Below are 26302 nucleotides of genomic sequence, written 5' to 3'. Positions count from 1 at the left end.
ACGGGACTACCTGCCCTCCTCCTGGACCTCCTCCTCCAGATTGCCGAGGTACAGGGAGATGACCTTCGGATCCTCCATCAGGTCACGGCCCTTGCCCGAATAAGCGTTGCGGCCCTGGTCGAGCACATAGCCGCGATCGCAGATCTGCAGGCAGCGGCGGGCGTTCTGCTCGACGATGATCACGGAGACGCCGGCCTTGTTGACCTGGCGCACGCGGATGAAGGTCTCATCCTGCAGCATCGGCGACAGACCTGCGGAAGGTTCGTCGAGCAACAGCACGGACGGCTTCATCATAAGGGCGCGGGCCATGGCCACCATCTGGCGTTCGCCGCCGGAAAGCTGTCCGGCGAGTTGATTCCTGCGCTGCCCCAGCTTGGGGAAGATGGAGCATACATAGTCGAAACGCTCGTTGAACAGCTTCGGCGCCTGGAATGCGCCCATATGCATGTTTTCCGCGATGGTCAGGCTCGGGAACACGTTCTCGGTCTGCGGCACGAATCCGACGCCGCGGGAGACCAGCTTGTCGGCGCGCAGGTTGGTGATGTCCTCGCCCTTGAGCAGGAGCTTGCCGGAATGGATATGCACCAAGCCGAACAGCGACTTCAGGAGCGTGGACTTGCCGGCGCCGTTCGGGCCGATGATGCCGACGATCTCACCCTCATGCAGGGTAAGGGATGCGCCGTTGAGGATATTCACGCCGGGAATGTATCCGGCGACCAGGTCGACCGCGTCAAGCAGGGGTTCGCCCGCCGGCTCGCCCACATGGATCTGGGCGCGGGTCAGACGCTCCTTCCCGCCCTGAGTGTCCGATTCTGGTGAATCGGACATCTGGGACCCGAAATTCATTCCACGGATGTCCGATTCTCCAGAATCGGACACGGAACCCACCGGATTTCCCGTCTGGATGTCCGATTCGGGAGAATCGGACAAACCGGCCGGATTGGCGACGGTTGCGTTATCGTTCATCTCAGGCCTCTTTCAAATCTTCGAGTACGGAATCGTCACCAAGGTCGATATTGGCATGCGCGCCCAGATAGGCGTCGATCACCGCGGGATCGCTCATCACGGACTTCGGCTGGCCCTCGGCCACGATCTTGCCTTCGGCCATGACGGTGACCCAATCGGCGATATGGCGCACCATATTGATGTCATGCTCCACGAACAGCACCGTGGTGCCCTCCTCACGCAACGCCATGATGTGGTCGAGCAGCGACTGCTTCAATGCCGGGTTCACACCAGCCATCGGCTCGTCGAGCATCACCAGCTGCGGATCCGACATCAGCGCACGCGCCATCTCCAGCAGCTTGCGCTGGCCGCCGGAAAGCGCACCCGCATAATCATCCTTCTTCTTGATCAGCAGAAAGCGCTCCAGCAACGCCTCCGCCTTCTCGACGTTCTCCTTCTCCTGGCGCTTCCACATTCCGGGAAACAACGCACGGAACATGCCCTCGCCCGGCTGCACGGGCGCGCCGAGCAGCATATTGTCGAGCACGGTCAGGCGACTCATGACCTTCGTCAGCTGGAACGTACGGACCATGCCCATACGCGCCACCTTTTCGGGCTGCACGTGGGCCATGTCCTTGCCATCGAACTGCCACGTGCCCGTATTCGGCGTATCGAAGCCGGTCATCAGATTGAAGAACGTGGTTTTGCCGGCGCCGTTCGGGCCGATCAGGGCGGTGATGCCATGCCGTTCGATTTCGAAGTGGTCCACATCGACGGCGGTCATGCCACCGAATCTGCGGGTCACGTTGTCGGCGATCAGAATCGGGTCCGGCTTGTGCACGCCGGGCTTGTTCTCCACGAATTTCAGGTCTTCGGTGACTTTGTCGCCGTAGGCGGTGGAGATGAGCGTCTCGCCTTCCGGAGCCTTGGTGGCCCACTTCGCGAGGTCGTGGAACGGAACGCCAGGCTGGGAGATGTTCGTTGTATCAGGCATGGAAAGCCAACTCCTTTCGGTCACCCAACAAGCCTTGCGGCCTGAAGATCACCAGGCACATCAGCGCGACGCCGACGATCACCCAGCCGAGGGCTTCGATCTGATTGGAGGTAATCAGGGTTTCGGGAACGGTGTTGCGCATGACCTCCTTGACGAAGGTGAGCAGCACCCACAGCACGCATGAGCCGAGCACCGGGCCGAGAATCGTCGCGGCGCCGCCGAGCAGCAGAATCGTCCACACGTAGAACGTGACGGTGCGGCCAAGCGAATCCGGCTGCACGGAACGCGGCAGCACGAAGATGATGCCGGCCAGCGCACCGAACAGACCGCCGAGGATCAGCGACTCCATCTTGTACTTCGTAACCGGTTTGCCGAGCGAGCGGATCGCGTTCTCATCCTCACGGATGCCCTTGAGCACACGGCCCCACGGCGAGTGGAACCAGCGCCAGCACAGGAAGGCGGCGATGGCCACGAGAATCCAGGCCACGATGCGCAGCCACCAGGAGTTCGCGATGTTGTTGCTGTAGGTCCACAGCAGGAACGTGGTCGAACCATCGGGCAGCGGGGAGAGCGCCTCGAACTTCTCCGTGAAATCCTGCGGGGAGATGCCTGCGGATCCGCCCGTGAGATTCGTCATGGCCGTGGAGCGGCCGATGATGCGGATGATCTCCGCGGCCGCCAACGTGACCATGGCCAGATAGTCGGGACCGAGCTTCAGCGTCGGGATGCCCAGCAGCAGCGCGTATATCACGGCCAGCGCGAGCGCCGCGCATACGGAGGCGAACAGGTTGCAGCCCATCGACTGCGTGACCGCGAACCCGTAGGCGCCGAGCAGCATGAAGCCTGCCTGGCCCATGTTCATCAGGCCCGTCATGCCGAAGTGAATGTTCAGACCGATGGCGGCGAGTACGTATGCCGCGGTGGTCGGGGCGATCAGCTCGCCCGCCGCATTGGAGATGATAGTCATGATGTCCATGAATCAGCCCACCCTTTGCTGTTTGCCGAAGATGCCCTGCGGACGCACCAGCAGAACGATGATGAGGATTGCCAGCGCGCTGGCGTAACGCATGTCGTTGGGAATGACCAGAGAGCTCATGTCCGCCACGATGCCGATGACCAGCGAGCCGATGAGCGCGCCGTTGGCAGTGCCGAGACCGCCAAGGGTCACGGCCGCGAACATCAGCAGGATCAGCGTCGCGCCGGTATTCCAGGAAATGCCGTTGAGATAGACGCCGAGCAGCACGCCGGACAGGGCGGCCATGGCGCATGCCAGGACCCACACCACGCGCACCACCTGGTCCACGTTGATGCCGGAGGCGGCGGCCAGCGCGGAATTGTCGGACACGGCTCGCGTCGCGCGGCCAAGCCGGGTCTTGTATAGGAACAGCGTGACGCCGACGATCACAAGAATCGCGATCAAGGCGGAGATCAGCGTCGGCGCATCGGTCGTGATCGGCCCCAGCTGGAAGCTGTCCGGCACCGACTTGACAATGCCCTTGATGTCGCCGCCGAAGAAGAACTGGAACGTATACTGCAGCGCCATCGACAGACCGATGGTGACGATCATCTGCTGCATGGTGCCGACGTGGCGACGGCGTAGCGGGCTCCACACGATCTCGTTCTGAATCAGGCCGGTGACCGCACCGATCACGATGGCGAAGATCGCGGAGACGACCAACGGCATATGCAACATCTGCGTGCCGACGTACGCCATGAGGCCGCCGAGCGTGACCTGCTCACCGTGCGAGAACGACTGCAGGCCGGTGGTGCCGTACACGAGGTTCATGCCGACCGACATCAGGCCGAGCATCAGGCCGAAGATGATGCCGGAGTAAAGCTGCTGCCAGATGCGCTTACCGATGTTGGAACCGGACTTCTTCGTCGTCGCGGCGCCCGAGTCGGTGCCGGAGCTGCCGGAATCGGATTGGGTCGAGCCGGATCCCGCGCTGCCGGAGCCTGCGCTGCCGGAAGCCGCGGAATCGTTGGCCTGGTCGAAGCGGACCACGCAACGCTGCTTGTCGAAGCTGGCCTTCTTGATGGTCACCGTGGCGCTGCTCGACTGCAGACCGTGTTCCTCGGCCACGGATTCGTCGATGGTGACGGTGTAATCGCCATCATCCTTGACCGAAAACGCCCACTTGCCGTCGGCGTCGGTCTTCGTTTCCGCCTCTTCCTCACCAGAAAGCTTCACGGTTACGTCCGGAATCGCCTTCTTGTCGGCATCCTGCAGAATGCCGTTGACGCAACCGTTGTCGGAAGTCGGATTGCAGACGTCAACGGCATCGGCGGCCATGGCTGAATCAGGCGGTAGTACGAAAAGCATCGAAAGAGCGGCGAAGATCGAACACAGTATTACGATTCCCGATCGACGATGCCGTGCGATATGAGATACGGCTGTCATAGGATTTCCTCTCTTGTTGCTTCCACAACGTAGGAGAAGAAACGGCGTTCTCAGTTGCGCTCAGATTTCCGGAAGGTTACCCTCGCGCCGGAGTCGTAACACGAAAATTACGCGGGGAAGCCAACGGAAAGTCCCGCAGAATGAGTCGACCGGGGCGCCGAAATGGCCGAAGACGCCGCCGAGGAACGGAATGCGACCGCGGACGGCGCAACGGAGGTTCGCCGGATTTCGGCGGTCTCGACACGCTCCGATGCGCTCCGATGCGCACGTCGGCAGGCATTCGGGCAGGCATTCGCGTCAGCGGGCGAACGAAGCCAGTCCAAGACCCAACGCGATGCAGACCAGCGGCACCGCGACCGTCGCCACACCATATCCCAACGCCATCACAAAACGCTTCTTGCGAATCAGCGACAGCAACTCGTTGATGGCCGTCGAAAACGTGGAAAAACCGCCTAGGAAGCCAACCAAAAACAGCATGACGGTGTCGGAATCCACCGACTGCGCATAATACGACATCATCGCAACGCCCGCACACAACGAGGCGACGCCGTTGATCACCAGCGTCGACAACGGAAAGGAACGATTCCAGCTGCGCTGAATCGACACGTCAAGCACATAACGTGCCATGGCCCCGATACCGCCGAAGAAACAGAGCATCCAGATCATCAACGTACCTCCCCCGTGGTCGGATCGGCGACCAACGGAATCTCCGCAGTGACCGGCTTGGGCTCGAAACTCGGCAAATCCTCGGAAGGCGCAGGATTGTCCCGCCGCGTCACGCCGGCAAGCTCCGCCAGCACCGGGGATTCTTGCGATTCCAAGGATTCGGACTGTGCGGCCTGTGCCGCGGTGGTCGCCGCCGCCTGCGCCGCCGCAGCCGCTTCCAACGCGGCCTGCGCGGCGGAATGCGCCGCATCGGCCACTTTCACCTGCATATACCCCTCGGGCGGGGCGTCCTGCGCCGCCAATTTGTCCGATTCGCCAGAATCGGACAACCGTGAGCGTCTGCCGGCCTCCTGAGTGTCCGATTCTGGAGAATCGGACACCTGCAATGCCTCACGTACGGTTCTGCGCGTGCGCCGCGCAAGCAGCAACTGCATAAGCCCGACACTCATCGCGGATGCAATCACGCCTCCGATGAAACTGATCGCAAGATACAGCAACGCACCCGCCACATGATGCGTTCTCATTCCCTCCATGGCTTCCAGCATGAGACCGGACATGGTGGAAAGTCCCCCGAGCAATCCCAGACCGAGGCCACGGCTGGTGATCTGGCGTATGCGACGGGGCAGCCATGAGGCGACCGTCATATATTCGACCAGCATGGCGAACAAAAGGCAGGCCAGCATGTTCGACACGAATGTACCCGGCACGAACGGCTGCCCTTCGGCTGCCGGCATCATCACATCAAGCACGCGACGAAGCCCCACACCGACGAAACCGCCGACGAACACCACCAGATACATCAGCCCGTCGGCCAGAGGATTGAACCGCGCCTGCACGCGCTTCAACGGGGCGAGAGGAATCCGGGGAGGATTGGGAGCCGCAGCCGCACCTTGCGGCCGGGCGTCCGCATTGGCCGCCTCGGTCACACTGATCGACTGCGTCGCCGGATTCGGATCCTCCCCTGCATTCACCGGCTTGGGCGGTTCGGACTCGCCATCCGCTTGTCCGCCATGCAACGGGCCCCGTGTCTGCGATTCCATACCGCTCCCATTTCCTATTGTCCACAAAGCTTTCAGACGATCTCACGAACCACACCGTTCTCGCGACTGGGCCATACAACGATGCGCCGGCCGCAGATGCCGTCTTTCTGACATTGCACGAGTGTACACGCTGCCATGTCGCAATCCGACCACATGTCCGAATCTCCAGAATCAGACATGCAAACGGCGCTCACAGGCCGACATCACACAGCCGATGCATGGCGAGACGCACCTCACGCTCCTCCTCGCCGCTGAACAACACCACCAGATAGTCACCGGCACGCAATGTGGTATCCCCGCGCGGCACGGTCTCGCGTTCGCCGCGACGCAGTCCGATAATCAGGCAACCTGACGGCCATGCCACGTCACGTACCCGCTTGCCATCCGCTTCGGCACCCATCTCCAACGGAAGTTCCATCACCCCGCTGCCAACATGGCCCGGTATATTCGACTCCATGCCTTGCGCCTTCATATACCGCGCCAACAACTCACCGTAGATCGGCTTGGTGCGCAGCAAGTCGGAGACAAGAAGCGCGATGAAGGCCACCGCCGCAATCGGCAGCATGTGCGTCAACGTACCCGACATCTCAACGGCCAACAAGATCGAAGTAATCGGCGTCTTCACGGAGGCCGCCAACGTGCCCGTCATCACACAGACCGCAAATACGGCCACGGACTGCGCCTGCAATCCGACGAACTGACGTGCGGCCTCACCGCAGATGCCGCCAGCCAACGAACCGACCGCCAAAATCGGCATGAAAATACCGCCTGGCGTGCCGGAACCAAAACTGGTACCGGTGAAGATCATCTTCGCCACGAACAATAGGCACAGCATACCGATGCCTGTTTCGGCCTTTTCGGACAATGCGATGAGGTTCGACCCGCCTCCGAGCACATCCGGCAACCAGACGCCGACCGGCAGAGCGATCGCGATGGCGATCATCGGGCGACTCCACGCCGGAAGCCTGCCATATAACGTCTGCAGTCCGAGCAGGGAACGGTTCATCAGCGTACCGACCAAACCTGCGACGATCCCAAGCGGAATCAGCCAGACGTATTCGGTAAGAGGCAGTTGCTCGATCACGCCGAAATCCAGCACGGGACGCAATCCGAAACAATACTTCGAAACGAAATCGGCGGTCAGTGAGGCAGCCGTCGCACCCATCAGAATAGCGGGCGAAAAACTGCGATGAATGCCTTCGAGCGCGAACATCATGCCGGAAAGCGGGGCGCTGAACGCAGCGGAAAGGCCAGCGGCGGCACCGGCGGACACCAGATAATGCTCCTGCGCGTCCTCACGGCGTCGGCCACGCAGACGATGCGACAGAAACTGCGCCCCGGATGCGCCTATTTGGATGGACGGCCCCTCGCGGCCAAGCGACAGGCCGAACAGCGAGCCCAGCAGGCCGCCGACGAAACGGACCGGCAGAATGCTTTGCCAGCGCATCCTCAGACCGTTGATCACCACGCCATTGGTTTGAGGAATGCCACTGCCGCCGGCCATCGGCTCCTTGCCGACCATCCAGACGATGAGCAGGGCGCTGATGACGGCCGCAGCCGCCCACGGCGCAAGCAGCCATGGCTGGTTCCGAATCTGCGCGTACATCCAACGTGCGCAATCCGTGCCATATTCGATGCCAAGCCGGTAGACGACCACCAGCAGACCGGAAAGCAAGCCGACAGCGACACCGGCCGCGGCCATCTTCCACTTCAGATGGTCGAATCGTGGAATCAGCCTGTCGATGGTCGGAATCGAACTCATCGCATTGCGCTCCTGTCTTCCTGTCCATTATGCCTGCACCCCGAATGTCCGATTCTGGTGAATCAGTCATCCACGGCCTCACCATCGGTCCGCACGTGTCCGAATCTCCAGAATCGGACACTCACCGTATCCAAACCAGCCCTCGAATGTCCGATTCACCAGAATCGGACAAATAGGAGCGTCAGGTTACCCGTTGGTTGTCTGATTCGGGAGATTCGGACAAACAAACGGATAGCAAAAGGTGCCGGCCAGGCATACACCTGCCGACACCAATCATACGTATGCCGCCAATGATGCGTAGCGGAAATCAGTCGATGAGCGAGTTAATCTGGATGATGTGATCGCGCTGCGGGCCGGTGCCGATCACGGAAATACGGCATCCGGACAGTTCTTCAAGACGCTTGACATAATCCTGGCAGGTCTGCGGCAGGTCCTCAAAAGCATGCACCTGCGAAATGTCCTCGGTCCAACCCGGCATCGTCTCGTAAATCGGCTTGGCCGCAGCGAATTCAGCCTGATCGGTCGGCATATCATCGTGACGTTCGCCGTTCACGCTGTAGGCCACGCAGATCGGAATCTCCTTCAAACCGGTAAGCACATCAAGCTTGGTGAGCACGATATCGGTCAGTCCGTTGACCTGCGAGGCGTAACGATTCACGACCGCGTCGAACCAGCCACAGCGGCGCGGGCGACCGGTGGTCACACCGTATTCGTGACCTTGGGCGCGCAGCCACTCGCCATCCTCACCAAACAGTTCGGTTGGGAACGGACCTTCGCCGACACGGGTCACATACGCTTTGGAGACGCCGATCACGCGGGTGATCTTGGTCGGGCCGACACCGGTACCGGTGCACGCGCCGCCGGCGGTCGGGTTGGAGGAGGTCACGAACGGGTAGGTGCCATGATCCACGTCAAGCATGGTGGCCTGGCCACCCTCGAACAATACGGTCTTGCCCTCGTCAAGCGCCTTGTTCAGCACCAAGGAGGTATTGGCAACGTAAGGCTTCAGGCGTTCACCAAGCTTCAGCAGCTCATCGGTGGTCTGGTCCACGTCGATCGGACGACGGTTGTACAGTTTGACCAGCATCTGATTCTTCTGATGCAGGCTTGCCTCGACCTTGTCATGCAGATGTTCCGCGTTGAACAAGTCGTGCACCCGGATGCCGACGCGATTGATCTTGTCGGCGTAGGCGGGGCCGATACCGCGGCCGGTGGTGCCGATCTTATGCTTGCCGAGGAAGCGCTCGGTCACCTTGTCGAGCACGCGATGATACGGCGCGATGATATGCGCGCTTTCGCTCAGCAGCAGACGGGAGCAGTCCACACCGCGGCTTTCGAGGCCATCGATCTCTTCAAGCAGCACTTCCGGATCCACTACGACGCCGTTGCCGATGACCGGCGTGGCAGTCGGGCTGATGATGCCGGACGGCAGCAGATGCAGTGCGTAGGATTCGTCGCCGACCACCACGGTATGGCCTGCGTTGTTGCCGCCGTTGAAGCGCGCAACGTAATCGACCTTGGTGCCGATCAAATCGGTGGCCTTGCCTTTACCTTCGTCGCCCCATTGAGCGCCAATCAACACGATACCCGGCATAACGCACCTCCACGCTGTCGCCTTATTCCGCCGAAAACAGCGTACCTTGAGCCCTCTACTGAGTACCGCCGATTCCGTTCGTCCGATTCTGGAGAATCAGCCATGCACGCCCACCTTTCACCCCTTATTTGTCCGATTCTCCAGAATCGGTCATTCGGGCATACGCCGAGGCGCTCCGTCTGTCTGATTCACCAGAATCGGACAAATGGGAATCCGGCGTTCCCCGGGCATCGGCCCTCACCATCCATCCCGCGCCTACATTCTGCTCAGCTGTGCCACGGTCACGAACTCATACCCCTGCTTCTTCAGATCGTCGATGATCCCCGGCAGCGCCTCCACGTCCTGCGACCGGTCGCCGCCACCGTCATGCATCAGCACCACCGCACCGTTATGCGCATTGTTCAGCACCGCATCATGAATGGCCTGCGCTCCCGGCATCTTCCAGTCCTCCGTATCGATATCCCACAGCACGTTCATGTCGAGCAGGTCGGCGCACTGCTTCCACTGCTCCACGCCGAACGCACCGTATGGCGAACGCATCACCCGCGTCTCCAATCCGGACGCCTGCTTCAGATTGTCGAATCCGGCCTTGATCTCCGCACGTAGCTCGTCGCGGCCCATCTTCGGCATGTACGGATGCGTGTTGCTGTGGCTCGCCACCTGATGCCCTTCCGTAAGCATGCGCTTCTCCTGCTTCGGGTATTGCGCGGCGCTCTCGCCGACGTCGAAGAACGTCGCCTTCGCGCCCTTCTCCTTGAGTATGTCCAGGATCTTGTCGCTGTATTGGCTTGGGCCGTCATCGAATGTCAGTGCGATCACCTTGCGTCCGGCCGGTCGCGGCGAGCGCGACTGCACGACCAGGTTCTGCGGTTTTTGCGAGAACCCTTTGTCGACTTCCTTCTTGGATCTCCGTCCGACCCAGATCTCCTTTTTGCCGTCTTTACCAAGCTGTTTGACTTCCTGCAATGGCCCATTGTTGAGATCGATGTCGGTACCATATTTGACTGTGTCGTAGCGTACGGTGTGCGCTTCGGTCCGGTCCTTGCCGGATTCCACGGTGATCACGTCGTTGTCGGCCATGTGCGTGCCGTCAAGCCGCGAGGTCGCCACGACGGCGCCGTTACGTTTCACGACGATCGCCCCGCCGCCGCGTTTGTCGAGCACCTTACCGGTGATGTCCAGCAACCGGCCGGGCTTGGTGTTGAAATCATCGTTGTCACGCAGCAGGGTCGCGATCGTGCTGTCGACGCGAACGAGCCGGTTGACGCGATTGACGGTAATCGGAATGCGGCGCAGATGATAGTTCCACAGATACCAGCCACCCGTCGCACTGCCGACGGTCAGTACGGCCAGCAGCATCGCAAGTATGACGCGCAGCCAGGTGCGACGTTTGCGCGGCGGACGGACGCTATCCTCAAAAGACAGCTCTTCGATATCGTCTTCCAAAGTCATGCTGGTTTCTTTCGCCGCCATTTCCGTAATCGTATCGGGATTACCGCAATTGTAGGCGACGTTGCCGCATCGGCAAACGATCCGGTCGGCAAACGCCCCCGGAGTCACGATGTGGAAAGCAAAGTGTCACAAAACGAGACATAATGGAGACATGACTATCGCAACTCCTGAACGTTATGCCGAGATGCTGGATGCCGCACGCCGTGGCGGCTACGCATATCCTGCAATCAATGTGACCAGCACGCAGACGCTGAACGCGGCACTGCAGGGATTCGCCGAGGCGGAATCCGACGGCATCATCCAGGTGTCGGTGGGCGGTTCCGCATATTTCTCCGGGCAGTCGATCAACGATCGTGTGGTCGGATCGCTCGCATTCGCCGCATTCGCGCATGAGGTGGCAGCGCACTATCCGAACATCACGGTGGCGCTGCATACCGACCATTGCGCCAAGCAATATTTGGACGAATGGGTCCGCCCTCTGCTCGCGCACGAGGCGGAGCAGGTCAGGCGCGGCGAGGAGCCGACGTTCCAGTCGCACATGTGGGACGGTTCGACGGTTCCGCTGGAAGAGAATCTTGATATCGCCGAGGAGCTGCTGGAAAAGTCCGTGAAGGCGCACACCGTGCTCGAGATTGAAATCGGCGCGGTCGGCGGCGAGGAGGACGGCCATTCCGCGGAAATCAACGAAAAGCTGTATTCCACGCCGGCCGACGGCGTGCGTGTGGCGGAACGATTGGGATTGGGCGAGCATGGCCGCTACATGGCCGCGTTCACGTTCGGCAACGTGCATGGCGCGTACAAGCCGGGCGTGGTGCAGCTGCGCCCACGATTGCTGCACGACATTCAGGCCGAGGTGTGGGAGGCCGCGCATGACGGGCGTCTTGGAAGCGTTGACGCCGCACACGTTTCGGCTTGCGCACTGCCGGATATGCCGGAAGGCAAGCCGTTCCCGCTGGTGTTCCACGGTGGTTCCGGATCGTCGGCGGCCGAGATTGCGGAGGCAGTCAGCTACGGCGTGGTCAAGATGAACATCGACACGGATACGCAGTATGCGTTCTCCCGCGCGATTGCCGGACACATGTTCCGCAATTACGATTCCGTGCTGAAGATCGATGGAGAAGTCGGCAACAAGAAGTTCTACGACCCACGCTCGTGGGGTCGAGAGGCCGAATCCGCGATGGCCGCACGTGTGGTCGAGGCCTGTAAGCAGCTGGGTTCCGCAGGCCGCGCGCTGAAGTAGTTCCTCCGCACGTCCCTCCCCTCCATGTGTCCGATTCTGGTGAATCAGCCATCCGCACACCCCTGATCCCATGTTGTGTGTCCGATTCTGGTGAATCGGACACACAACATGGCAATTACCCTTCCGTTGTGGCTGATTCACCAGAATCGGACATGTGGGAGACTCGGCCAAGGTCGTGCGCCTGCCGGATCGGCTCACGTATCTCACGGCTCGCACATCTCACGAACCGGGCATGCCAAAGGACCGGATCACCCGGCGGGAGCAATACGGCAAAAATTCGGATACGGACAGGATTCGGGAACGAAGAGCGGAGGATTCTAGTAGGCGGCGCTGCGGAATCCCGCAAATGGCGAGACACGGGCGAGCGGATTACGCGGCACCCGAGCCGCATCCAGCCGCTGTCGTAGCGGTTCCCGGGCCCGGACATGTTCCATCTGGAATCTCACGACGTCAATCTTCAGCATATTCAGTTCGCTTTCACGGTCCTTCTCGCGTAGAATCACACCAATCGTGTCGCCGTCGACCGTCATGGACGGATCCACGTACTTCTGCCGACCGTCCAGCTCACCGACCACAATGCTGCCATCATCACGTTTCCATGAAAAATCAGGTCTGATATCACGCTCGTCCAGCGGACTCACGTAAGTAACCTGCACCTTCGGCTGCGCGAACCCCAATTCCAGCATCGCAGCGAACGCGGCCACCTCGCCGCCATTCTCGCACGCCGGCTCCACACGCTCCGCAACATAACGTGCACGGATGATGCCACCGATTTTTCTCTTGTTGTCGACGAACTCCCGCAGTTTCTCTTTCGTGAGATTGCCCTTACGCAAGCCAGTACAGCATACGATCATCGCATGCTCGAAATCCAGCATCCGCGCACAGTCCGCCATGGTCTGGATTTCCCCAGTGACCCGCATGCCATCCACGACTTTCGTCGGCGGAGGATCCTTGTAAAAATGTGCGATTACGAAGCCGTGACGGCCCGCCTTGGAACGTTCCGTTACTGCAATGTGCACATACCGCTGCAGTTGCAAAGTGGTCGAGTAGCCATACGCACCAGCGGCGGATGGCCCGCACAGCACCCAGTCCGGATGTTGGTGGCAGACCGTTCGGAGCGTCCATATGATGCGATTGGCATAAGAAAGCGCATTCCATTGCTGCGCGCTGATATAGCAGCCTTTCTTCGGCATGATGATCATGCCGGTGCGCATACGGCGCTGGAAGGCGCGGCGGTCCCTGGGCTGGTCGGGTACCGCAAGACGACGCCGCGCATGGGCTTGATGAAGCATCGCGTCCAGGCGTCGCTGAGCTTTCGTCACTCTTGCAAGGGGATGCTTGTGCATGTTCATGCGCACAAGATAGGGGATTTTTAGGCTGGTGCGCCGCAAAATCAGGGGTTGTGGTCGGAGGACGGGAGTTATCCACAGCTTCGGGCGTGTCGCGAGGCGGTCGGGTGGCCCGGTCCGGGGCATCCGCTTCGTCCGAAACGGCGGGAGTCCTTTTCCTCCGTCCCCCAGTTTGTCCGATTCTGGTGAATCAGTCATTCAATGCCGCCATATCACACCGTATATGTCTGATTCGGGAGAATCGGACAACTGGGATATAGGAGACGGAATGCATGTGACTGATTCACCAGAATCGGACACTCACGCAACGTACGGACCGGTCTACGTGTCTGATTCGGGAGAATCGGACACGTAGGAGGGAGCTAGCGGGTGCACCTCGCGAACCACAGATTAATCAGCGAGCCCGCCACCACCAGCACCACGCCGATCCAGAACGGCGCACCCAAAGCCACGCCGAGCAGCACCATGCTGGATGCGGTGGAGAATACGGGAGTGGCATATGAGCTGACGGCCAGTGTCTCCATGTTCCCATGCAACATGCCATACCCCCCAGCAGGCGTATCCGCCGGCAATCGACAGCGCACAGGCCACCAGCGCCACATATCCGCTTACCGGTGGCATGGACGTCGGCCAACCCTGACCGGATACAAAATGAATCACCCACAGCACCACAGCCACACAGCAGAAGAAAATCGTCGTACCGTCATAGCCGTCGGATATCGCAGGTGTCACGGTTGCATACACCGACCATATGAACGCTCCCGCGAGCGCCAGAACATACGGCAGTGGATTCGAAGCGATGTTGCGTATGGCCTCATGCACGTCGAGACTTTCACCTCCGACGGCCATCGCCACACCGATCGTCGCCACGATCGCGCCAGGCAACGCCTTCCAGACCGCACCACGTTTATGCGAGACCGCGGCAGTCATGAGTACCAGCAATGTAGGCCACAGATAGTTGACGAGGCTGACTTCCACGGATTGCGCAGCCGTCGAGGCAAGTCCGATTGACAACGAGATCGACGCCTCATATGCGATGAATGTGACACCGCCGATAATCAGATACTTGCGTGGTGCCTTACGAATCGGCGCCGGCCGACGTACGACCATCAGCGTTACACCGCCGACGGTGTATATCAACGCGGATCCGAGCGTCGCACCGAATGCATCGGCGACGAGACGCACCAGTCCGGCCATGAATCCCCACAGCACGATCGCGCACAGTCCGACGATCGTGCCCCGATGTGAAATCGCATGTCCGAGTAGCGGATTGCGCGTGGTCTTCCTCTCGTCTGTTTTCACGCGCACCATGCTACTTCACCCGCCCAACGGTTGTCCGATTCTGGAGAATCAGCCAACCAGGTTCCAATATCAGGTGCCTAGATGTCCGATTCGCCAGAATCAGTCACTCAATGCCATCAAATTGCACCATATGTGTCCGATTCTGGAGAAACGGACACATGGGATACATGAGACGGGGCGTGAATGTCCGATTCGCCAGAATCGGACACATAGGGTTCTGCGAAGAAACCGCCTACGGCACCCACACACCGCAGCACTCCAGAGTCACAGCCCACCGCCCCCATTCCAGCACTCGCCCTACCGCCGACCGGCGCGAATCTTCAGCAGCTGGATGACCGTGCTCGCAATGCCGCACAAAACGCCGCCAATCGGCCAGGGAATCCAGAAAATAGCTCCCCAGAAACCTGGATTACCGCCGTGCGCGGCATTCACATTGACGCCTACGAACAGCATGAGCAGTGCCACCACCGTTGCGGTCAGCATGATGATGCCGCACACCGCCCCGGCGAGTTTGTCGTAGTACTTGTCGGTCGCGTTCGTAGACTGCGTGGACTGCGGTGAGTTCTCGGAATCATCCTCCGCATTGCGCTCCTCGCTTTCGCGATTGTATTTGGCGAGTTTTGTGCGGTTAAGCCGCATGCTGGTGAAAATGAAGCAGAACACGGCTACGGCCGCCAGCGCCAGCATTATGCTGATCGGCCATCCGTCGTTGATGCCGAGCATTTCGTTGCAGTACACCGTCACGCCCACGCCGACCATGATCAGACCCACGCCCGCAGCCGTACCGATGCCATTTTCGATGGCTGCGCGCGACTTGTCATCATCCGTATAGAAATCCTGAATATATGGATGGCGCCGCTGGAAATCGCCATGCATGACACCGGCGGGAATCAGCAACGCACAGCCCACGATTACGCCGAGCATAACCATTGCGGCGGTCAGGAATCCGTTCATCGGACTGTGCCCGATGATTGAGTTTTCGGAATCGAACAGCAGACTGGCCGCAACGCCGAGAATGATCGCGGCGACACCGAGCGCAACCAGCCATGCATGAATTTTCATATGCCTGTCATAGCCGACCATGTCCTGCGGCACTGCGGAATGCTGCGGCACTGCGGAATGCCGTGTCGCGGCGGGAGTATCCGCATGCAGCATGGTCGGCGCGTCTTCCGCCGAAGCCGATGATTCCGTCTGATTCCGTGGCGACGACGAGGATACCGCAAAACCGGCCGGTTGCGGGACCGCTACGCCGGTCTTGGTCGTTCCGGAAATCGCGGACATGCCGGCAGTCGATCCACGCATTCCCGAACGCGGTCTGCGAACGTCGCCCATCACCAGATCGTCGAGCGTTACGTCGAACAAATCGCAGATCATCAGGAGTTTGTCCATTTCCGGATATGCTTTTTCGGACTCCCATTTCGAGATGGCCTGCCGTGAGACGCCGAGCAGCATCGCCAGCTGCTCCTGCGTCATGTTGCGGGTGCCGCGCAGGTACTGCAGATTCTCCCTGAAGCTCATCTTCGCTCCTTTGTTGCGATTAGTCCCGTCGTCTCACCAGCGACTGACGATCGGCCTGCCCGTGAGATTGCGGGACGTGCTTGTGATTGATGATTGCAGATTGTCACACGGCTTCGGTTGCGTGCCACCATCTTGCGGTTGCATGGGCGTGGTGCAACCAGATTTCTCCCGCAACCGGCGGTTGCGGCGGACCACATTTCCTCCCCCGGTTTGTCCGATTCTGGTGAATCAGCCATCCACGTACGTTTCGCCACACCCTTGGTGTCCGATTCACCAGAATCGGACAAACAGGCCCATACTTTTGGCCTCTACGTGGCTGATTCGGGAGAATCGGACAAACCGGGGCCTGAAACGGCCTACACCCACGAGAGCCCGTCGGACTCAGGCCCAGTCGAAATTGTCGGCTCCCGCGCCCAGAGAGAAATGATATTTGACCAGACCCAGATCGGCTCCGGAGTATGACGTCTCGTTGGTCAGGCGGATAGACACGGTCCGCCCATGCCCTTCGATGAAAAAGTCCTGTCTGTTGAACGCCGTCGGTGCAAGCAGTACCGCTTTCACACCGTCCGTGAACCATGCGGGGGCCTCACCGTCATATTTGCAGACTTCGGAAACGGACTTGGATTGGTGCGGCTCGCCTTGCTCCGCCCCGTATCCGATGGCGATGACGGCGATGGTCCGGTTGCCCTTCGCCATTTTGGCCACGGTCGCACGACTGTAGGTGCCGCCCGCCCACCAGGTATTGAGGCCCAGGGTCTGCGCGTACAGCATGAGATCGGCTCCCGCGCATCCCAACCGTTCGTCCAATTCCCGCGGATCCTCCCCCTCATGCAGATCCGCGGACATGATGAGGAAATTGCGCACGCCCTTGGCGCGCGTCAGCTTGAAGATGAGACCAAACGCGGTTGTGTCTTCGGTTCGCAGGGTGATGGCCGTGTCATACTTCTGATTGTCATGCGCAATGCGCATGGTAAGCAACGATACGATGTCGTTGGGTATCGATTTGTCGGTGTAGGCACGTACGGTGTGCCGCGAACGCATCGCTTCAAGCATATCCATGCTCATACCTTAGCTTTTGACCGGCTTCCATGGCTACGCTGTTGGAATAATCTTAAAGTTGGAGAAATCGTGGAGCGGATGACGGGAGTCGAACCCTATACTCCCCCTTGGCACCATGCGCCTTCAATACCAGAAAGCTTGAAATTCCAGCCTTTTACGGTCATCGAAGAAGGCTTCGATCATGTTGTTTTTCTGAAGGTGTTACCTCAGTGTTACCTCAGAGCTTTGGCGATTTCCCGTCCGACAGCGTCGGAAACGGTGTCCAAATCTTTGTCGAAGAGATCGGCGTATCGGTCGAGGGTCATCGCCGCACTCTTATGCCCGAGCATCCGCTGGAGAGCCTTCACGTTGGCTCCCGAATGCACCGCGATGCTTGCCGCCGTGTGCCTTAGATCATGACACGTCAGGACCGGTACACCAGCATCGCGCAACTCATTGCCAAACCACTGCTGGGCATCCGCGTCCTTCGGATGCACGGAGGCGGATTGCTCATGGATGCGACCTCCACCGGCATCCGTGAAGACCAGATCGTCCGGCCCTTTCCCCTGTATCTCTTTTTGGATTGCGGCCATTACGTATTCCGGCACCGGCACATCACGCCGTTCCCATGTCTTTGGCTCCGTTTCGATCATTTCCCGGCCCGCGCGAACCCAGTTGCGCCGAATCCGCAGTCTTCGTTCGTCGACGGAAACGTCCTCGACGCGAAGTGCGGCGGCCTCTCCCCACCGCAGGCCGCAAAACCCGAGCGTTAAGACCAGCGCCCCGTGACGGCCGGACACTTTGGAAAGGGCCACCAACTGCTCAGCCGTTAAGTATGTGCGTTTTTTGGGAACCTTCCGGGGAAGCATGATCTTCTCCGTGGGGAGTCTGACGATCAGGCCGTCGTCCCGGGCCATTTCGAGGATGCCTTTGAGGACTCCGAACGCGCGCTGTACGACGGAAGCGCTTTTGGGCTTGAACTTGCATTTCTCAGACGCCGACTTCGCATTATTCATGGCGGCCGTATCACCTTGGCTCATCTGCGAGACCCACGTTTGGACTTCGGAATGGCGGATGCCGTTAATCGGCCGTAACCCCCATGCCGGTTGCACATGGAGCCGGTATGCAGTCTGCAAGTCCATGTAATACTTACGTTTCACGGTTCCGGCCTTACCTGTGAGCCATGTCGAGGCGAGTTCGTCCACCGTGATCTCTCCCGCTTTGGGGTCCACGTAGGTTCCCGTGTGCAGGCCTTGTTCGACTTGGATTTTGTAGGCGGCCGCCTCGCTTTTCCGCCGCCAGTTGCCGAATTTCCTCTGTTTGTGCGCCGGGTCTCGCCACATCACGTAGTATCTCACGGACCCGTCTTTCAATGTCCTCTTGTGAATCGATGCCATAGATCTCCTTTCGTCTAACCGTTAATGGCAAAAATCAGAATGGGTTGAATGCCAGAGTGTCCGATTCCTCATCGATACGGAGGGCCTTCGCCAGTTCGTCCAGCTTCTCGGCGATTTCGACCAGTTGTTTTTCAAGCTGCAATTCATCTTCGCACCGTTGCCCGATGATCTTCTCGTTCTCATCCATGGCATCGCATTCGGTCCCGACCTTGCGTAACTTCTCGTTGGCATTGAGCAGTATACGGCTCCCCTGCAGGAAAGTGCGTCTGGCCCGCACGGCCTCCGTAAGCGCGCGGTTCATCGCAACGGCGTTCTGGGAAACCACGAGATTACTCACGACCGAAGCCGCGTCGGCCCCGACGCATTCGGCAAGGTCCACGGCCTCTTTCATACGCAGCTGGCGATCACCGGTTTCGATGTTGTGAACGGTGATCTTCGTCCACTTATGGCCCAAATCACGCATCTTCGCGGCCAACATCTCCATGGTCATGTTTCCACGGAGATTCCTTACGTTTCTGCCAATCATCTTATCATCAATGGAACTCATAGTTAGAATTATAATCATTTGAATCGAAACACGCCGTTGTGATTTGATTTGCATTCATTGCGCCGACCGTTATCATCTGAAATCAGAACATACAGTTACGATTTGAAAGGATGAAGCAATTGGGAGACCCCACGGCACTGTACGAGAACCTCATGCGCAAAGTCATCGCCTCACCGAACCCAAGCCAGATTCACATGTCAATCGCAGAGACCTCGGCATACTGCAATATCAGTAAGCAAGCTCTCGCACAATTGCGATACACCGGAAAAGGCCCGAAATTCCTGAAGCCGACGGCACGCACCGTGCTGTATCGCAAGGGTGATGTGGACGATTGGATGGACGCCAATGAGCAGACCTCTACGGCACACCCCCAGTTTTGAGTCCGTCGCTCCGCTTCCGCTGCGCGACGGACTCACGGGCAATCCGCAATCACGGGACCCGTTCAATCCGTTCCTCGACCCGTACGAGTCCGCCGACTTCATCGAGAGTGACGGCGGCACCACGCGAAGCTCTCATGGCCACCCGCTGCGATACTCCTACATCGCACGCTATCTCGGCGTTTCCCAAGACAGCGTCCGCCGCTACAGCCGTCTCGACTGCCTCCAGAAACGCATTTATTCCAACATCAACGGTTGCGTGCAGGCCCTCGCCGAACGGCTTCCATCCCACGACGCCGCCTTCATCAGAGCAAACGCCTCGGCAGATCGCAAACACTATCTGGAATCCCGCGGCCTACCAGCCGACGCAATCGACGAACTCGTTAAGTTGTATGAGATCGCGGACGAGCTCGAGTGGACCGACCCCGAGCTGAATGATATCCCAGCTGGCCACACACAAGGCGAAACGTTTGGGGCCGCGTGGATACCCTACCGTTTTTGGGATGAGTTCATGGAATGCTCGACCATGCCGGAAACCTGCTGGATGCCAAAGGCCCAAGCCACCCTCACTTACCGCATCAGCGAGCACGGACTGTACGATCACGCACAACCCACATGTGGAAGACCCCTAACGACCATGACCTTAGGCCGGCACCGCCTCTATCGCATCGACGAACTGGACCGGCGTTTTCAAAAACGATAAACCCCACCTGCTTTCAACATTCGTTGCCGGTACTGCATCGCAGTTCCGGCATTGCATTTTTCCGCCCATTTTTCACCACTCCGGTATGCCGCACTCTTGTTGTGAGAGCAACATGCAGAAAGGAAAAGCCATGGTAAACGGCATATTCAATTTCCATGACATGTCGACGAAGCCGCAGATTCTGACCGGCCATACCGACATCGTACGCCAGTACCTCACCGACGAGGAGCGTGCCAAACTCGCCCCCGGCCAGCTGGCACCGGAGCAGCGCACCGAGGACGGCAAGATTCTCCACACCGTCGAAGTCCTGACCGATTACGAGCGTTTCGGCCGCGTGAGCACCGAATGCTTCACCGTCCAGATTCCTGAATGTCCGGAGTTGGAACGCGTCAAGCTCGGTACGCAGGTTCGTTTCGACGATGATTTCGCCGCCGTGCTGCACACCCGTCGCGAAGGCGGCTCCAGCGTCGTTTTCCAAGCCTCCGGCATGCGCATCGTCGGCAACGCGATTCCGGCAAAACCGGGAGAGTAGCCAAAATGAGTCTTCCATGGATTCTGCAATGGCCGGGCATCCTACTCCCGGCCATTGGCCTACTCATAGCCGTCCTCGCGACCCTTATCGGCGTCATAACCCATGAAACACGCGATACCGTTAAGACTGTCGCTGCCATTCTCCATGTCAGCGAGTCCGACATCAACGACATCCGGATCACGTGGGGACCGTTCCCGTTCTGGATGCCCGCCACTGTAGCCATGTCCGTCCGCGTACCCGTGCGCACAGTTCCGACAATTAGGAATTTTGAGGATGCCACCGACGTGGCCGGGCAGCTCATGGACGTTCTGGAGATGGATGACGCCGAGCCACCGACACTACACCGACGTATCTGGAGCTGGAAGTTCACCCGATGATGCCATTCCCCATCAGACACAAGAGCCGGAAAGCTACGACCAGCCGACCGGCTCTTGCCATTCCCAACCAACTAAGTGAAGATGATTTCCACCTTCCGCTCGGCCTACATCTGCTCATTGCCGGCACCACCGGCAGCGGCAAGACCACGTTGCTGGCGAATATTCTTCTGGCCCTCGACGAATTCCTCCGCGAGGGCAGCGTCCGACTTCTGGCGATCGACCTCAAGGATGGCGTAAGTGCCAACGCATACGCCGGATTCTACACAAAGATCGCTTCCACTCTGCCGGAAGCCGTAAACCTGCTTCATGAAACCGTCGAGCTGGTAAAACAGCGCAACGCATGGCTCAGATCAAGGCATGAGACGGAAATCAGATGGTCCGTGCAGACCCCGCTCATCGTCATGCTCATCGACGAAGCGCTCCAGCTATATGGAGCTACCAGCCCCGAACAGAAGAAGCTACAAGCTCAGGCACAAGAAGCTCTGGATACCCTGTTGCTGACCGGGCGCAGTGCAGGAATCATGGTCATCGCCGCCGTGCAGGACCCCCGCAAGGAGTTTTTCAAATCCCGCGATCACTACCCGGAACGCATAGCCCTAGCGCTCAATTCCAAGGATGAAGCGAAGATGGCGCTAGGAGACGAAGCCGTCTCCCGAGGTGCCGCGCCATGGCTCATCTCGCATTCAACGCCAGGTCGCGGATGGTATTACGACGACCTCAAGCACGAGGCAATCCGCTTTCAGGTTCCACCGATGCAAGCGGATGAAATCCATATCATGTCCGGCATTCTGAAGCCTTTCACCCACCAGCAAGACAAAGAAAACCAACCATAAATCCCGCAAAATCCATCAAAACCCACCAAGGCGACAGAAAGAAAGGAACCCCATGCCATCCGCAAGAAAAAAGACGCCGACACCGACTTTCACCAAATCGGATTTTCACATCCCGTACATGGCATTTCCGGAACTGCTATGGCAATTACAGCGAGTCACATGGCGCATGTCATCACAATCTTCCATCAGATCATGTTCCAAATTCGTGAGCGGGAACATCGTATACGGTGGAATGGCCGTATTGCGGGCAATCCCGCAACAGAACGGAAGCCGCAAACTCCAATTCGGAGGTCTGCACCGTTGCAAATCCGGACAATGCCCCCGCTGCTCGCAGATTCTCGCCATCCGCCGCGCAAAACAAATGGAGCAAGGTATCCAATACTGGCTGTCTTCCAACAATGAACAAGGCCAAAATCGAGGCATAGCCTTCATGACCTTGACCATGGGTCATAATCCCGCCGATAGCGCCGAAAAACTCGCCCACGCCATTTCAAAAGCCCGCACGGCCCTGACCACCGGCGGAGAGTACCGCGACCGGAAAAGAGGCGACCGGTATAACTTCCAAATCGCGGGAATCATCAGCCGAATCGAAGTGACGTGGAGTCAACGGCATGGCTACCATTTCCATCTGCACCTGCTGCTCATGATCGATAGGCCGCTCACCGCATCCGATTTGGTCAATTTACAGGCACGATTCCATCATCGTTGGCAGAAAGCCCTCGCCAAAGAGGGCGTTGAGGCCGACATCCGGCAAAGCGACATCAGACCAGTGGACGATTTCGACGATGCCTCGCAAGTGCTTTTGTCGCAATATCTCAACAAAACCGCGCCTTGGAACGTAGCCAAAGAAATGACCATGGAAACCCGGAAAACCGGGCACACCAAACGCAGCTGGAGCTATTTCGAACTTCTCACTGCCCTATGCACGGACGCATCAACCAACAAGCAATGGTTCCCGCTACGCAAAGGCGAGATCGTCACATGGGACAGACCCAACCATCTCATCGTAAGCAATCAGACCACAGGCGAAATCATCGCCGAACGGTCCATGTACGGGAAAAACCAACTATGGCGGGTCATTCACGAGCTGGAAGCCGTCATGAAAGGAATGCGACCGTATCGCGTCAGTAACAAGCCACGTACGCAAGACTCGCAGCTCGATCGCGCATGGTCGGCATTCCTGCGCAACAGCCACGGCCTCGAGACCAACGACGCCGACACCGTCAGCAAACGAACAGGCGTCGGCGAAGTCATCGGCTACATCTCCCCCAGCGAGTGGATGACCAATTACGCCAATCATCCCGAGAACATCATTCGCACTGTCCGCGCTGACGCACATATCTGAAAAGGACGAATAAGTCTATTTAGTTATCTATTTAGTTATTTATCGAGTTAAATTAGCCCCGGAAATGGTGTTAGCCGCTTACTCTGACGATGGAGAGCATGAAGTGCTTTCCATCGTCAGAGACGCCCCGCAAATGATGTGTTAATCACATGGAGTTAAGGTTGATTCATTTCCACTTGTATCCACCGTGCCACAGAAATTGGCATATCCACTAGAACTAGAAGAGCTATTATTCTGCGTCTGGCTCTGCTGTGGCGTGGACTGTTGTGTCTGGGACTGTTGAGTCGGAGCGCTATAGGTGCTGGTGCCACTGTTAGCATGACTGCTCGTGTTCGAGTAGCTTTGGGTCTGGGACTGTGTCGCCTGCTGTTGTGCGGCTTGGCGTGCGGCCTCCTCGGCTTCGGCCTTGGCCTTGGCTTCCGCGTCGGCTTGTTCCTTCGCGCTCTTGGAGTCGTTTACGTTTTTGACGGCGTTGGATACGGCGTCTTTCTGCGCGTTCAGGGCTTTCACATCCGCCTTCTTATCATCGGAGGTTTTCTTTGCCGTGTCGATGGCTGTTTTCAGGCTTTCACGCGTCTTATCATCCTGCACTTTGCCTTCGGAATCCTTGTACAGGGTTTCCGCATCACTGACGGTCTTGTTGAGCGCGTCCTTCGCGTCCTTGACCTGCTTGGCAGTCTTGGAGGATTCAACCTTGCCCATGGCGGCGTCGATGGAACTGATGGCCTTGGTTGCCGCGCTGATATCATCGGCAACCGTGGTCTTCGCCTTGCTCACGTCCCAAAGTGCCCACTTGTTGACATCTTCGGCTTTCGGACTACCCTTCTGAGCCTCGCCGGACTTGACACTTGCGTTCAGGGAATCCAGCAGGGTCTTGTCGAGCACGTCCGTATCCTTCGTCGCCTTGGCAAGATTCTGAGCGTCTTCAATTTTCTTGACGAGTTTCGCGTCGATGGTCTTCGCGGACTCGACCTGAGCCTCATAAGACTCATACGCCTTATTCGCGGCGTAAGCATAGCCGCCGCCAGCACCACCAAGGACGACGATCGCGGCGATAGCAGCGGCAATCACGACAGTACGCTTCCTGCTGTCTTTTTTCACCCGCGGCAGGAACTTTCTTTTCCTCTTCGGTCATCTCTCTCCCCTTTACTACCCCTCGTATTCTACCCCAAATCATACAGCTACATATATGTAGCCACATAAATGTAGCACAGTTGTTGGCTGAAACCATGGCTGAACGCATTAACGCAGACATGGATTGGACTCAGTACACCCGTGAGTTCGAAATGAACCTCCGGCGCATCCGCGCGCAACGCGGCTACAGTCAGGAGCGCGTAGCCTACGACGCCGGAATGTCACGATTGCAATACCAGCGGCTCGAGGGCGGCGGCTCATCAAAAGACCGTCCAGCGAATCCCACGGCCAAAACGCTCATCGCCTTGGCCACGGTACTCGACGTGTCCATCGACGAACTGCTGCCGACACCATGGCCCGATCTGCGCGCGAGGTAACGGAAGGTAACAGCCAGTCATTTCAGTCCATTGCAAGAACGACATTCCCCAGAAGTTGTTACCTCAGAGTTACCTCGCAGGGTTGTGGGAATGTCTAAAATCGGCTGAAAAGACTGGAATTTCAAGGGTTTTGAGTGGAGCGGATGACGGGAGTCGAACCCGCCTTTAAAGCTTGGGAAGCTTTCGTTCTACCGATGAACTACATCCGCAAAAATGTGCCTTTTGGGCACGGATGCCAAGTTTAGCACGCCGCTCGCGACTCCGCAGACACGGTTCCCGATATGCGGATCATCAAGCCCGCACCGCATGACCGGACGCCGATCAAAGCCATCGATCAGTTACGGAACGGCCCTTGCGAATACCCGCCCTGCACGTAGCCTCCCTGTGCATACCCGGACTGCACGTAGCCGTCAGTCGCATACCCGGACTGCACGCCCTGCGCCTTCATCTCCCGGCTCATCTGCATGAGTCGCGAGATGCGGTCGGCGGTCGGTGGATGCGTGGAGAACAGGCGCGAGAAGCCTTCCGCAGAGAACGGATTGGCGATCATCATCGCAGCCACCGACTGCGTGCCCGCGGTCTTACGCATCGGCGCAGCCTCGGCACCGTACGAAATCTTATTCAACGCGGAGGCGAGCGCTTCGGGATCGCCGGTCAGCATCGAACCGTCTTCATCGGCGTCGTATTCGCGCGTACGGGAAATCGCCATCTGAATCAGCGAGGCTGCGATCGGCGCAAGAATCGCACTCAGCAGCACGCCGAGCAGTCCGAGTCCGCTGCCGGAAGAGCCGTCGCGGTCGTCTCGTGACGAGCCGCCTCCGAAATACATGAGCGAATAGCCGAGATACGAAATCACCGTGGCCATGGCGGAGGCGACCGCGGAAGTCAGAATATCGTGATTGTACACATGCATGAGCTCGTGGCCGAGCACGCCGCGAATCTCGCGCTCGTTGAGCATCTGCAGAATGCCCTGCGTGCAGCAGACGGCCGCATGCCGTTCGTTACGGCCGGTCGCGAAGGCATTGGGACTCATGGTCGGCGCGATATAGATGCGCGGCATCGGCTTGCCGGCCTTCGCGGACAGTTCGCGCACGATTTTGTACAGCATCGGCGCCTCCTGCTCGCTGACGGCCCGCGCACCCATCGACGCGATGGCGAGTTTGTCGGAGAACCAGTAGGAGACGAAGGTCGAACCGAGACCGATGAGAATATAGATGCCGAGCGTGCGCTGGCTGCCGCCGGTGGCCCACCAGATGAGCATGATGACGCCCCACATCAACGCGAAAAGCAGCGTTGTCTTCAAACCATTGCAATGGCCATGCACCCGCAATTTGCCGTTCATAGGGCTCAAGAGTAAAGACGCAGTCTGGTATTTTGCT

General features: G+C 58.8%; 25 protein-coding genes, 1 tRNA gene and 1 pseudogene. 8 read left to right on the top strand and 19 right to left on the bottom strand.

Annotated elements, in window-relative coordinates:
- Nucleotides 1–6: 6 nt before the first annotated feature.
- From BMOU_RS06910 to BMOU_RS06870, 9 genes are all read right to left on the bottom strand, one after another.
- Nucleotides 7–828 carry an ABC transporter ATP-binding protein gene (locus BMOU_RS06910; protein WP_051428961.1) on the bottom strand — a complete coding sequence of 274 codons (822 nt, stop codon included), beginning with the start codon at nt 826–828 and terminating at the stop codon, nt 7–9.
- 139 nt (nt 829–967) lie between these two features.
- Complete coding sequence (locus BMOU_RS06905) at nt 968–1939, bottom strand: ABC transporter ATP-binding protein (protein WP_034876145.1); 972 nt, start codon at nt 1937–1939, stop codon at nt 968–970.
- Complete coding sequence (locus BMOU_RS06900) at nt 1932–2915, bottom strand: branched-chain amino acid ABC transporter permease (protein ID WP_034876143.1); 984 nt, start codon at nt 2913–2915, stop codon at nt 1932–1934. Before BMOU_RS06900 ends, BMOU_RS06905 begins: the two co-directional genes overlap by 8 nt.
- Before the next feature lie 3 nt (nt 2916–2918).
- Nucleotides 2919–4340 carry an ABC transporter permease subunit gene (locus BMOU_RS06895; protein ID WP_034876141.1) on the bottom strand — a complete coding sequence of 474 codons (1422 nt, stop codon included), beginning with the start codon at nt 4338–4340 and terminating at the stop codon, nt 2919–2921.
- A 297-nt stretch (nt 4341–4637) separates the two neighbouring features.
- Nucleotides 4638–5006: a fluoride efflux transporter FluC gene (locus BMOU_RS06890; protein ID WP_034876139.1), complete on the bottom strand. Its 369-nt coding sequence runs from the start codon at nt 5004–5006 to the stop codon at nt 4638–4640.
- The gene (locus BMOU_RS06885) at nt 5006–6046 is read right to left on the bottom strand and encodes a FluC/FEX family fluoride channel (protein WP_034876137.1); all 1041 of its coding nucleotides are present in this window, start codon (nt 6044–6046) and stop codon (nt 5006–5008) included. The genes BMOU_RS06890 and BMOU_RS06885 overlap by 1 nt, the downstream gene beginning before the upstream one ends.
- Before the next feature lie 190 nt (nt 6047–6236).
- Nucleotides 6237–7808, bottom strand: a complete 1572-nt coding sequence (locus BMOU_RS06880) for a ClC family H(+)/Cl(-) exchange transporter (RefSeq protein ID WP_034876135.1) — start codon at nt 7806–7808, stop codon at nt 6237–6239.
- 307 nt (nt 7809–8115) lie between these two features.
- On the bottom strand, nt 8116–9402 hold the full coding sequence (locus tag BMOU_RS06875) for an adenylosuccinate synthase (RefSeq protein ID WP_034876134.1): 1287 nt from the start codon (nt 9400–9402) through the stop codon (nt 8116–8118).
- 255 nt (nt 9403–9657) lie between these two features.
- Nucleotides 9658–10854, bottom strand: a complete 1197-nt coding sequence (locus BMOU_RS06870) for a polysaccharide deacetylase family protein (RefSeq protein ID WP_034876133.1) — start codon at nt 10852–10854, stop codon at nt 9658–9660.
- Nucleotides 10855–11005: 151 nt separating this feature from the next.
- Between BMOU_RS06870 and fbaA the strand changes: the two genes are divergently transcribed.
- Nucleotides 11006–12094, top strand: coding sequence for a class II fructose-bisphosphate aldolase (gene fbaA / locus BMOU_RS06865; protein ID WP_034876132.1), 1089 nt, complete (start codon nt 11006–11008; stop codon nt 12092–12094).
- Between the two features lie 317 nt (nt 12095–12411).
- Here the strand turns inward: fbaA and BMOU_RS06860 are convergent, their stop codons facing one another.
- The 6 genes and pseudogenes from BMOU_RS06860 to BMOU_RS06835 form a co-directional block, all read right to left on the bottom strand.
- Nucleotides 12412–13641: a hypothetical protein gene (locus BMOU_RS06860; RefSeq protein ID WP_235143741.1), complete on the bottom strand. Its 1230-nt coding sequence runs from the start codon at nt 13639–13641 to the stop codon at nt 12412–12414.
- A gap of 164 nt (nt 13642–13805) precedes the next feature.
- A pseudogene (gene yddG / locus BMOU_RS06855) lies at nt 13806–14754 on the bottom strand (aromatic amino acid DMT transporter YddG).
- A 288-nt stretch (nt 14755–15042) separates the two neighbouring features.
- Nucleotides 15043–16263 carry a helix-turn-helix transcriptional regulator gene (locus BMOU_RS06850; RefSeq protein WP_034876131.1) on the bottom strand — a complete coding sequence of 407 codons (1221 nt, stop codon included), beginning with the start codon at nt 16261–16263 and terminating at the stop codon, nt 15043–15045.
- A 381-nt stretch (nt 16264–16644) separates the two neighbouring features.
- The gene (locus BMOU_RS06845) at nt 16645–17322 is read right to left on the bottom strand and encodes a nitroreductase family protein (protein ID WP_034877376.1); all 678 of its coding nucleotides are present in this window, start codon (nt 17320–17322) and stop codon (nt 16645–16647) included.
- Nucleotides 17323–17534: 212 nt separating this feature from the next.
- On the bottom strand, nt 17535–18698 hold the full coding sequence (locus BMOU_RS06840; protein ID WP_034876130.1) for a tyrosine-type recombinase/integrase: 1164 nt from the start codon (nt 18696–18698) through the stop codon (nt 17535–17537).
- A gap of 34 nt (nt 18699–18732) precedes the next feature.
- Nucleotides 18733–19188 (bottom strand): hypothetical protein, encoded by a 456-nt coding sequence (locus BMOU_RS06835; RefSeq protein ID WP_034876129.1) that lies wholly within the window; start codon nt 19186–19188, stop codon nt 18733–18735.
- Nucleotides 19189–19355: 167 nt separating this feature from the next.
- Here BMOU_RS06835 and BMOU_RS06830 point away from each other — a divergent pair, with 167 nt between their 5' ends.
- The 5 genes from BMOU_RS06830 to BMOU_RS06810 all read left to right on the top strand — a co-directional run bounded on the left by BMOU_RS06830 (nt 19356) and on the right by BMOU_RS06810 (nt 22067).
- Complete coding sequence (locus BMOU_RS06830; protein WP_200864830.1) at nt 19356–19625, top strand: helix-turn-helix transcriptional regulator; 270 nt, start codon at nt 19356–19358, stop codon at nt 19623–19625.
- On the top strand, nt 19591–20325 hold the full coding sequence (locus BMOU_RS06825) for a hypothetical protein (protein ID WP_034876128.1): 735 nt from the start codon (nt 19591–19593) through the stop codon (nt 20323–20325). Before BMOU_RS06830 ends, BMOU_RS06825 begins: the two co-directional genes overlap by 35 nt.
- 130 nt (nt 20326–20455) lie before the next feature.
- Entirely contained in the window at nt 20456–20857 is a 402-nt protein-coding gene (locus BMOU_RS06820) for a hypothetical protein (RefSeq protein ID WP_034876127.1), read from the top strand.
- A gap of 5 nt (nt 20858–20862) precedes the next feature.
- Nucleotides 20863–21234 carry a hypothetical protein gene (locus tag BMOU_RS06815; protein ID WP_034876124.1) on the top strand — a complete coding sequence of 124 codons (372 nt, stop codon included), beginning with the start codon at nt 20863–20865 and terminating at the stop codon, nt 21232–21234.
- Complete coding sequence (locus BMOU_RS06810; RefSeq protein WP_051428934.1) at nt 21231–22067, top strand: FtsK/SpoIIIE domain-containing protein; 837 nt, start codon at nt 21231–21233, stop codon at nt 22065–22067. The genes BMOU_RS06815 and BMOU_RS06810 overlap by 4 nt, the downstream gene beginning before the upstream one ends.
- A 190-nt stretch (nt 22068–22257) precedes the next feature.
- On the opposite strand, the gene BMOU_RS11605 is transcribed toward BMOU_RS06810, so the two are convergent.
- The gene (locus BMOU_RS11605) at nt 22258–22518 is read right to left on the bottom strand and encodes a hypothetical protein (protein WP_137648421.1); all 261 of its coding nucleotides are present in this window, start codon (nt 22516–22518) and stop codon (nt 22258–22260) included.
- Here BMOU_RS11605 and BMOU_RS06805 point away from each other — a divergent pair.
- Entirely contained in the window at nt 22402–23412 is a 1011-nt protein-coding gene (locus BMOU_RS06805; protein ID WP_235143772.1) for a protein rep, read from the top strand. The genes BMOU_RS11605 and BMOU_RS06805 overlap by 117 nt on opposite strands.
- Before the next feature lie 141 nt (nt 23413–23553).
- On the opposite strand, the gene BMOU_RS06800 is transcribed toward BMOU_RS06805, so the two are convergent.
- Complete coding sequence (locus tag BMOU_RS06800; protein ID WP_235143740.1) at nt 23554–24513, bottom strand: hypothetical protein; 960 nt, start codon at nt 24511–24513, stop codon at nt 23554–23556.
- Between the two features lie 128 nt (nt 24514–24641).
- Here BMOU_RS06800 and BMOU_RS06795 point away from each other — a divergent pair, with 128 nt between their 5' ends.
- Nucleotides 24642–24923 carry a helix-turn-helix domain-containing protein gene (locus tag BMOU_RS06795; protein ID WP_034876120.1) on the top strand — a complete coding sequence of 94 codons (282 nt, stop codon included), beginning with the start codon at nt 24642–24644 and terminating at the stop codon, nt 24921–24923.
- A gap of 135 nt (nt 24924–25058) precedes the next feature.
- On the opposite strand, the gene BMOU_RS06790 is transcribed toward BMOU_RS06795, so the two are convergent.
- Nucleotides 25059–25132: transfer RNA gene (locus tag BMOU_RS06790), tRNA-Gly, on the bottom strand.
- Between the two features lie 125 nt (nt 25133–25257).
- Entirely contained in the window at nt 25258–26265 is a 1008-nt protein-coding gene (gene htpX / locus BMOU_RS06785) for a zinc metalloprotease HtpX (protein WP_034876118.1), read from the bottom strand.
- Nucleotides 26266–26302 lie beyond the last annotated feature (37 nt).

Source organism: Bifidobacterium moukalabense DSM 27321, from assembly GCF_000522505.1.
In the GTDB taxonomy this organism is placed as follows: domain Bacteria; phylum Actinomycetota; class Actinomycetes; order Actinomycetales; family Bifidobacteriaceae; genus Bifidobacterium; species Bifidobacterium moukalabense.
Note: the sequence above shows the minus strand (reverse complement) of the source record. Positions and strands in the feature narration are given on the sequence as shown.

Excerpts from the sequence above, each read along its gene's own strand:
- BMOU_RS06910 (WP_051428961.1), bottom strand. The coding sequence starts at position 828 with ATGTCCGATTCACCAGAATCGGACACTCAGGGCGGGAAGGAGCGTCTG.
- BMOU_RS06905 (WP_034876145.1), bottom strand. The coding sequence starts at position 1,939 with ATGCCTGATACAACGAACATCTCCCAGCCTGGCGTTCCGTTCCACGAC.
- BMOU_RS06900 (WP_034876143.1), bottom strand. The coding sequence starts at position 2,915 with ATGGACATCATGACTATCATCTCCAATGCGGCGGGCGAGCTGATCGCC.
- BMOU_RS06895 (WP_034876141.1), bottom strand. The coding sequence starts at position 4,340 with ATGACAGCCGTATCTCATATCGCACGGCATCGTCGATCGGGAATCGTA.
- BMOU_RS06890 (WP_034876139.1), bottom strand. The coding sequence starts at position 5,006 with ATGATCTGGATGCTCTGTTTCTTCGGCGGTATCGGGGCCATGGCACGT.
- BMOU_RS06885 (WP_034876137.1), bottom strand. The coding sequence starts at position 6,046 with ATGGAATCGCAGACACGGGGCCCGTTGCATGGCGGACAAGCGGATGGC.
- BMOU_RS06880 (WP_034876135.1), bottom strand. The coding sequence starts at position 7,808 with ATGAGTTCGATTCCGACCATCGACAGGCTGATTCCACGATTCGACCAT.
- BMOU_RS06875 (WP_034876134.1), bottom strand. The coding sequence starts at position 9,402 with ATGCCGGGTATCGTGTTGATTGGCGCTCAATGGGGCGACGAAGGTAAA.
- BMOU_RS06870 (WP_034876133.1), bottom strand. The coding sequence starts at position 10,854 with ATGACTTTGGAAGACGATATCGAAGAGCTGTCTTTTGAGGATAGCGTC.
- fbaA (WP_034876132.1), top strand. The coding sequence starts at position 11,006 with ATGACTATCGCAACTCCTGAACGTTATGCCGAGATGCTGGATGCCGCA.
- BMOU_RS06860 (WP_235143741.1), bottom strand. The coding sequence starts at position 13,641 with ATGACTGATTCACCAGAATCGGACAAACTGGGGGACGGAGGAAAAGGA.
- BMOU_RS06850 (WP_034876131.1), bottom strand. The coding sequence starts at position 16,263 with ATGAGCTTCAGGGAGAATCTGCAGTACCTGCGCGGCACCCGCAACATG.
- BMOU_RS06845 (WP_034877376.1), bottom strand. The coding sequence starts at position 17,322 with ATGGATATGCTTGAAGCGATGCGTTCGCGGCACACCGTACGTGCCTAC.
- BMOU_RS06840 (WP_034876130.1), bottom strand. The coding sequence starts at position 18,698 with ATGGCATCGATTCACAAGAGGACATTGAAAGACGGGTCCGTGAGATAC.
- BMOU_RS06835 (WP_034876129.1), bottom strand. The coding sequence starts at position 19,188 with ATGACCATGGAGATGTTGGCCGCGAAGATGCGTGATTTGGGCCATAAG.
- BMOU_RS06830 (WP_200864830.1), top strand. The coding sequence starts at position 19,356 with ATGAAGCAATTGGGAGACCCCACGGCACTGTACGAGAACCTCATGCGC.
- BMOU_RS06825 (WP_034876128.1), top strand. The coding sequence starts at position 19,591 with ATGAGCAGACCTCTACGGCACACCCCCAGTTTTGAGTCCGTCGCTCCG.
- BMOU_RS06820 (WP_034876127.1), top strand. The coding sequence starts at position 20,456 with ATGGTAAACGGCATATTCAATTTCCATGACATGTCGACGAAGCCGCAG.
- BMOU_RS06815 (WP_034876124.1), top strand. The coding sequence starts at position 20,863 with ATGAGTCTTCCATGGATTCTGCAATGGCCGGGCATCCTACTCCCGGCC.
- BMOU_RS06810 (WP_051428934.1), top strand. The coding sequence starts at position 21,231 with ATGATGCCATTCCCCATCAGACACAAGAGCCGGAAAGCTACGACCAGC.
- BMOU_RS11605 (WP_137648421.1), bottom strand. The coding sequence starts at position 22,518 with ATGACCCATGGTCAAGGTCATGAAGGCTATGCCTCGATTTTGGCCTTG.
- BMOU_RS06795 (WP_034876120.1), top strand. The coding sequence starts at position 24,642 with ATGGCTGAACGCATTAACGCAGACATGGATTGGACTCAGTACACCCGT.
- htpX (WP_034876118.1), bottom strand. The coding sequence starts at position 26,265 with ATGAACGGCAAATTGCGGGTGCATGGCCATTGCAATGGTTTGAAGACA.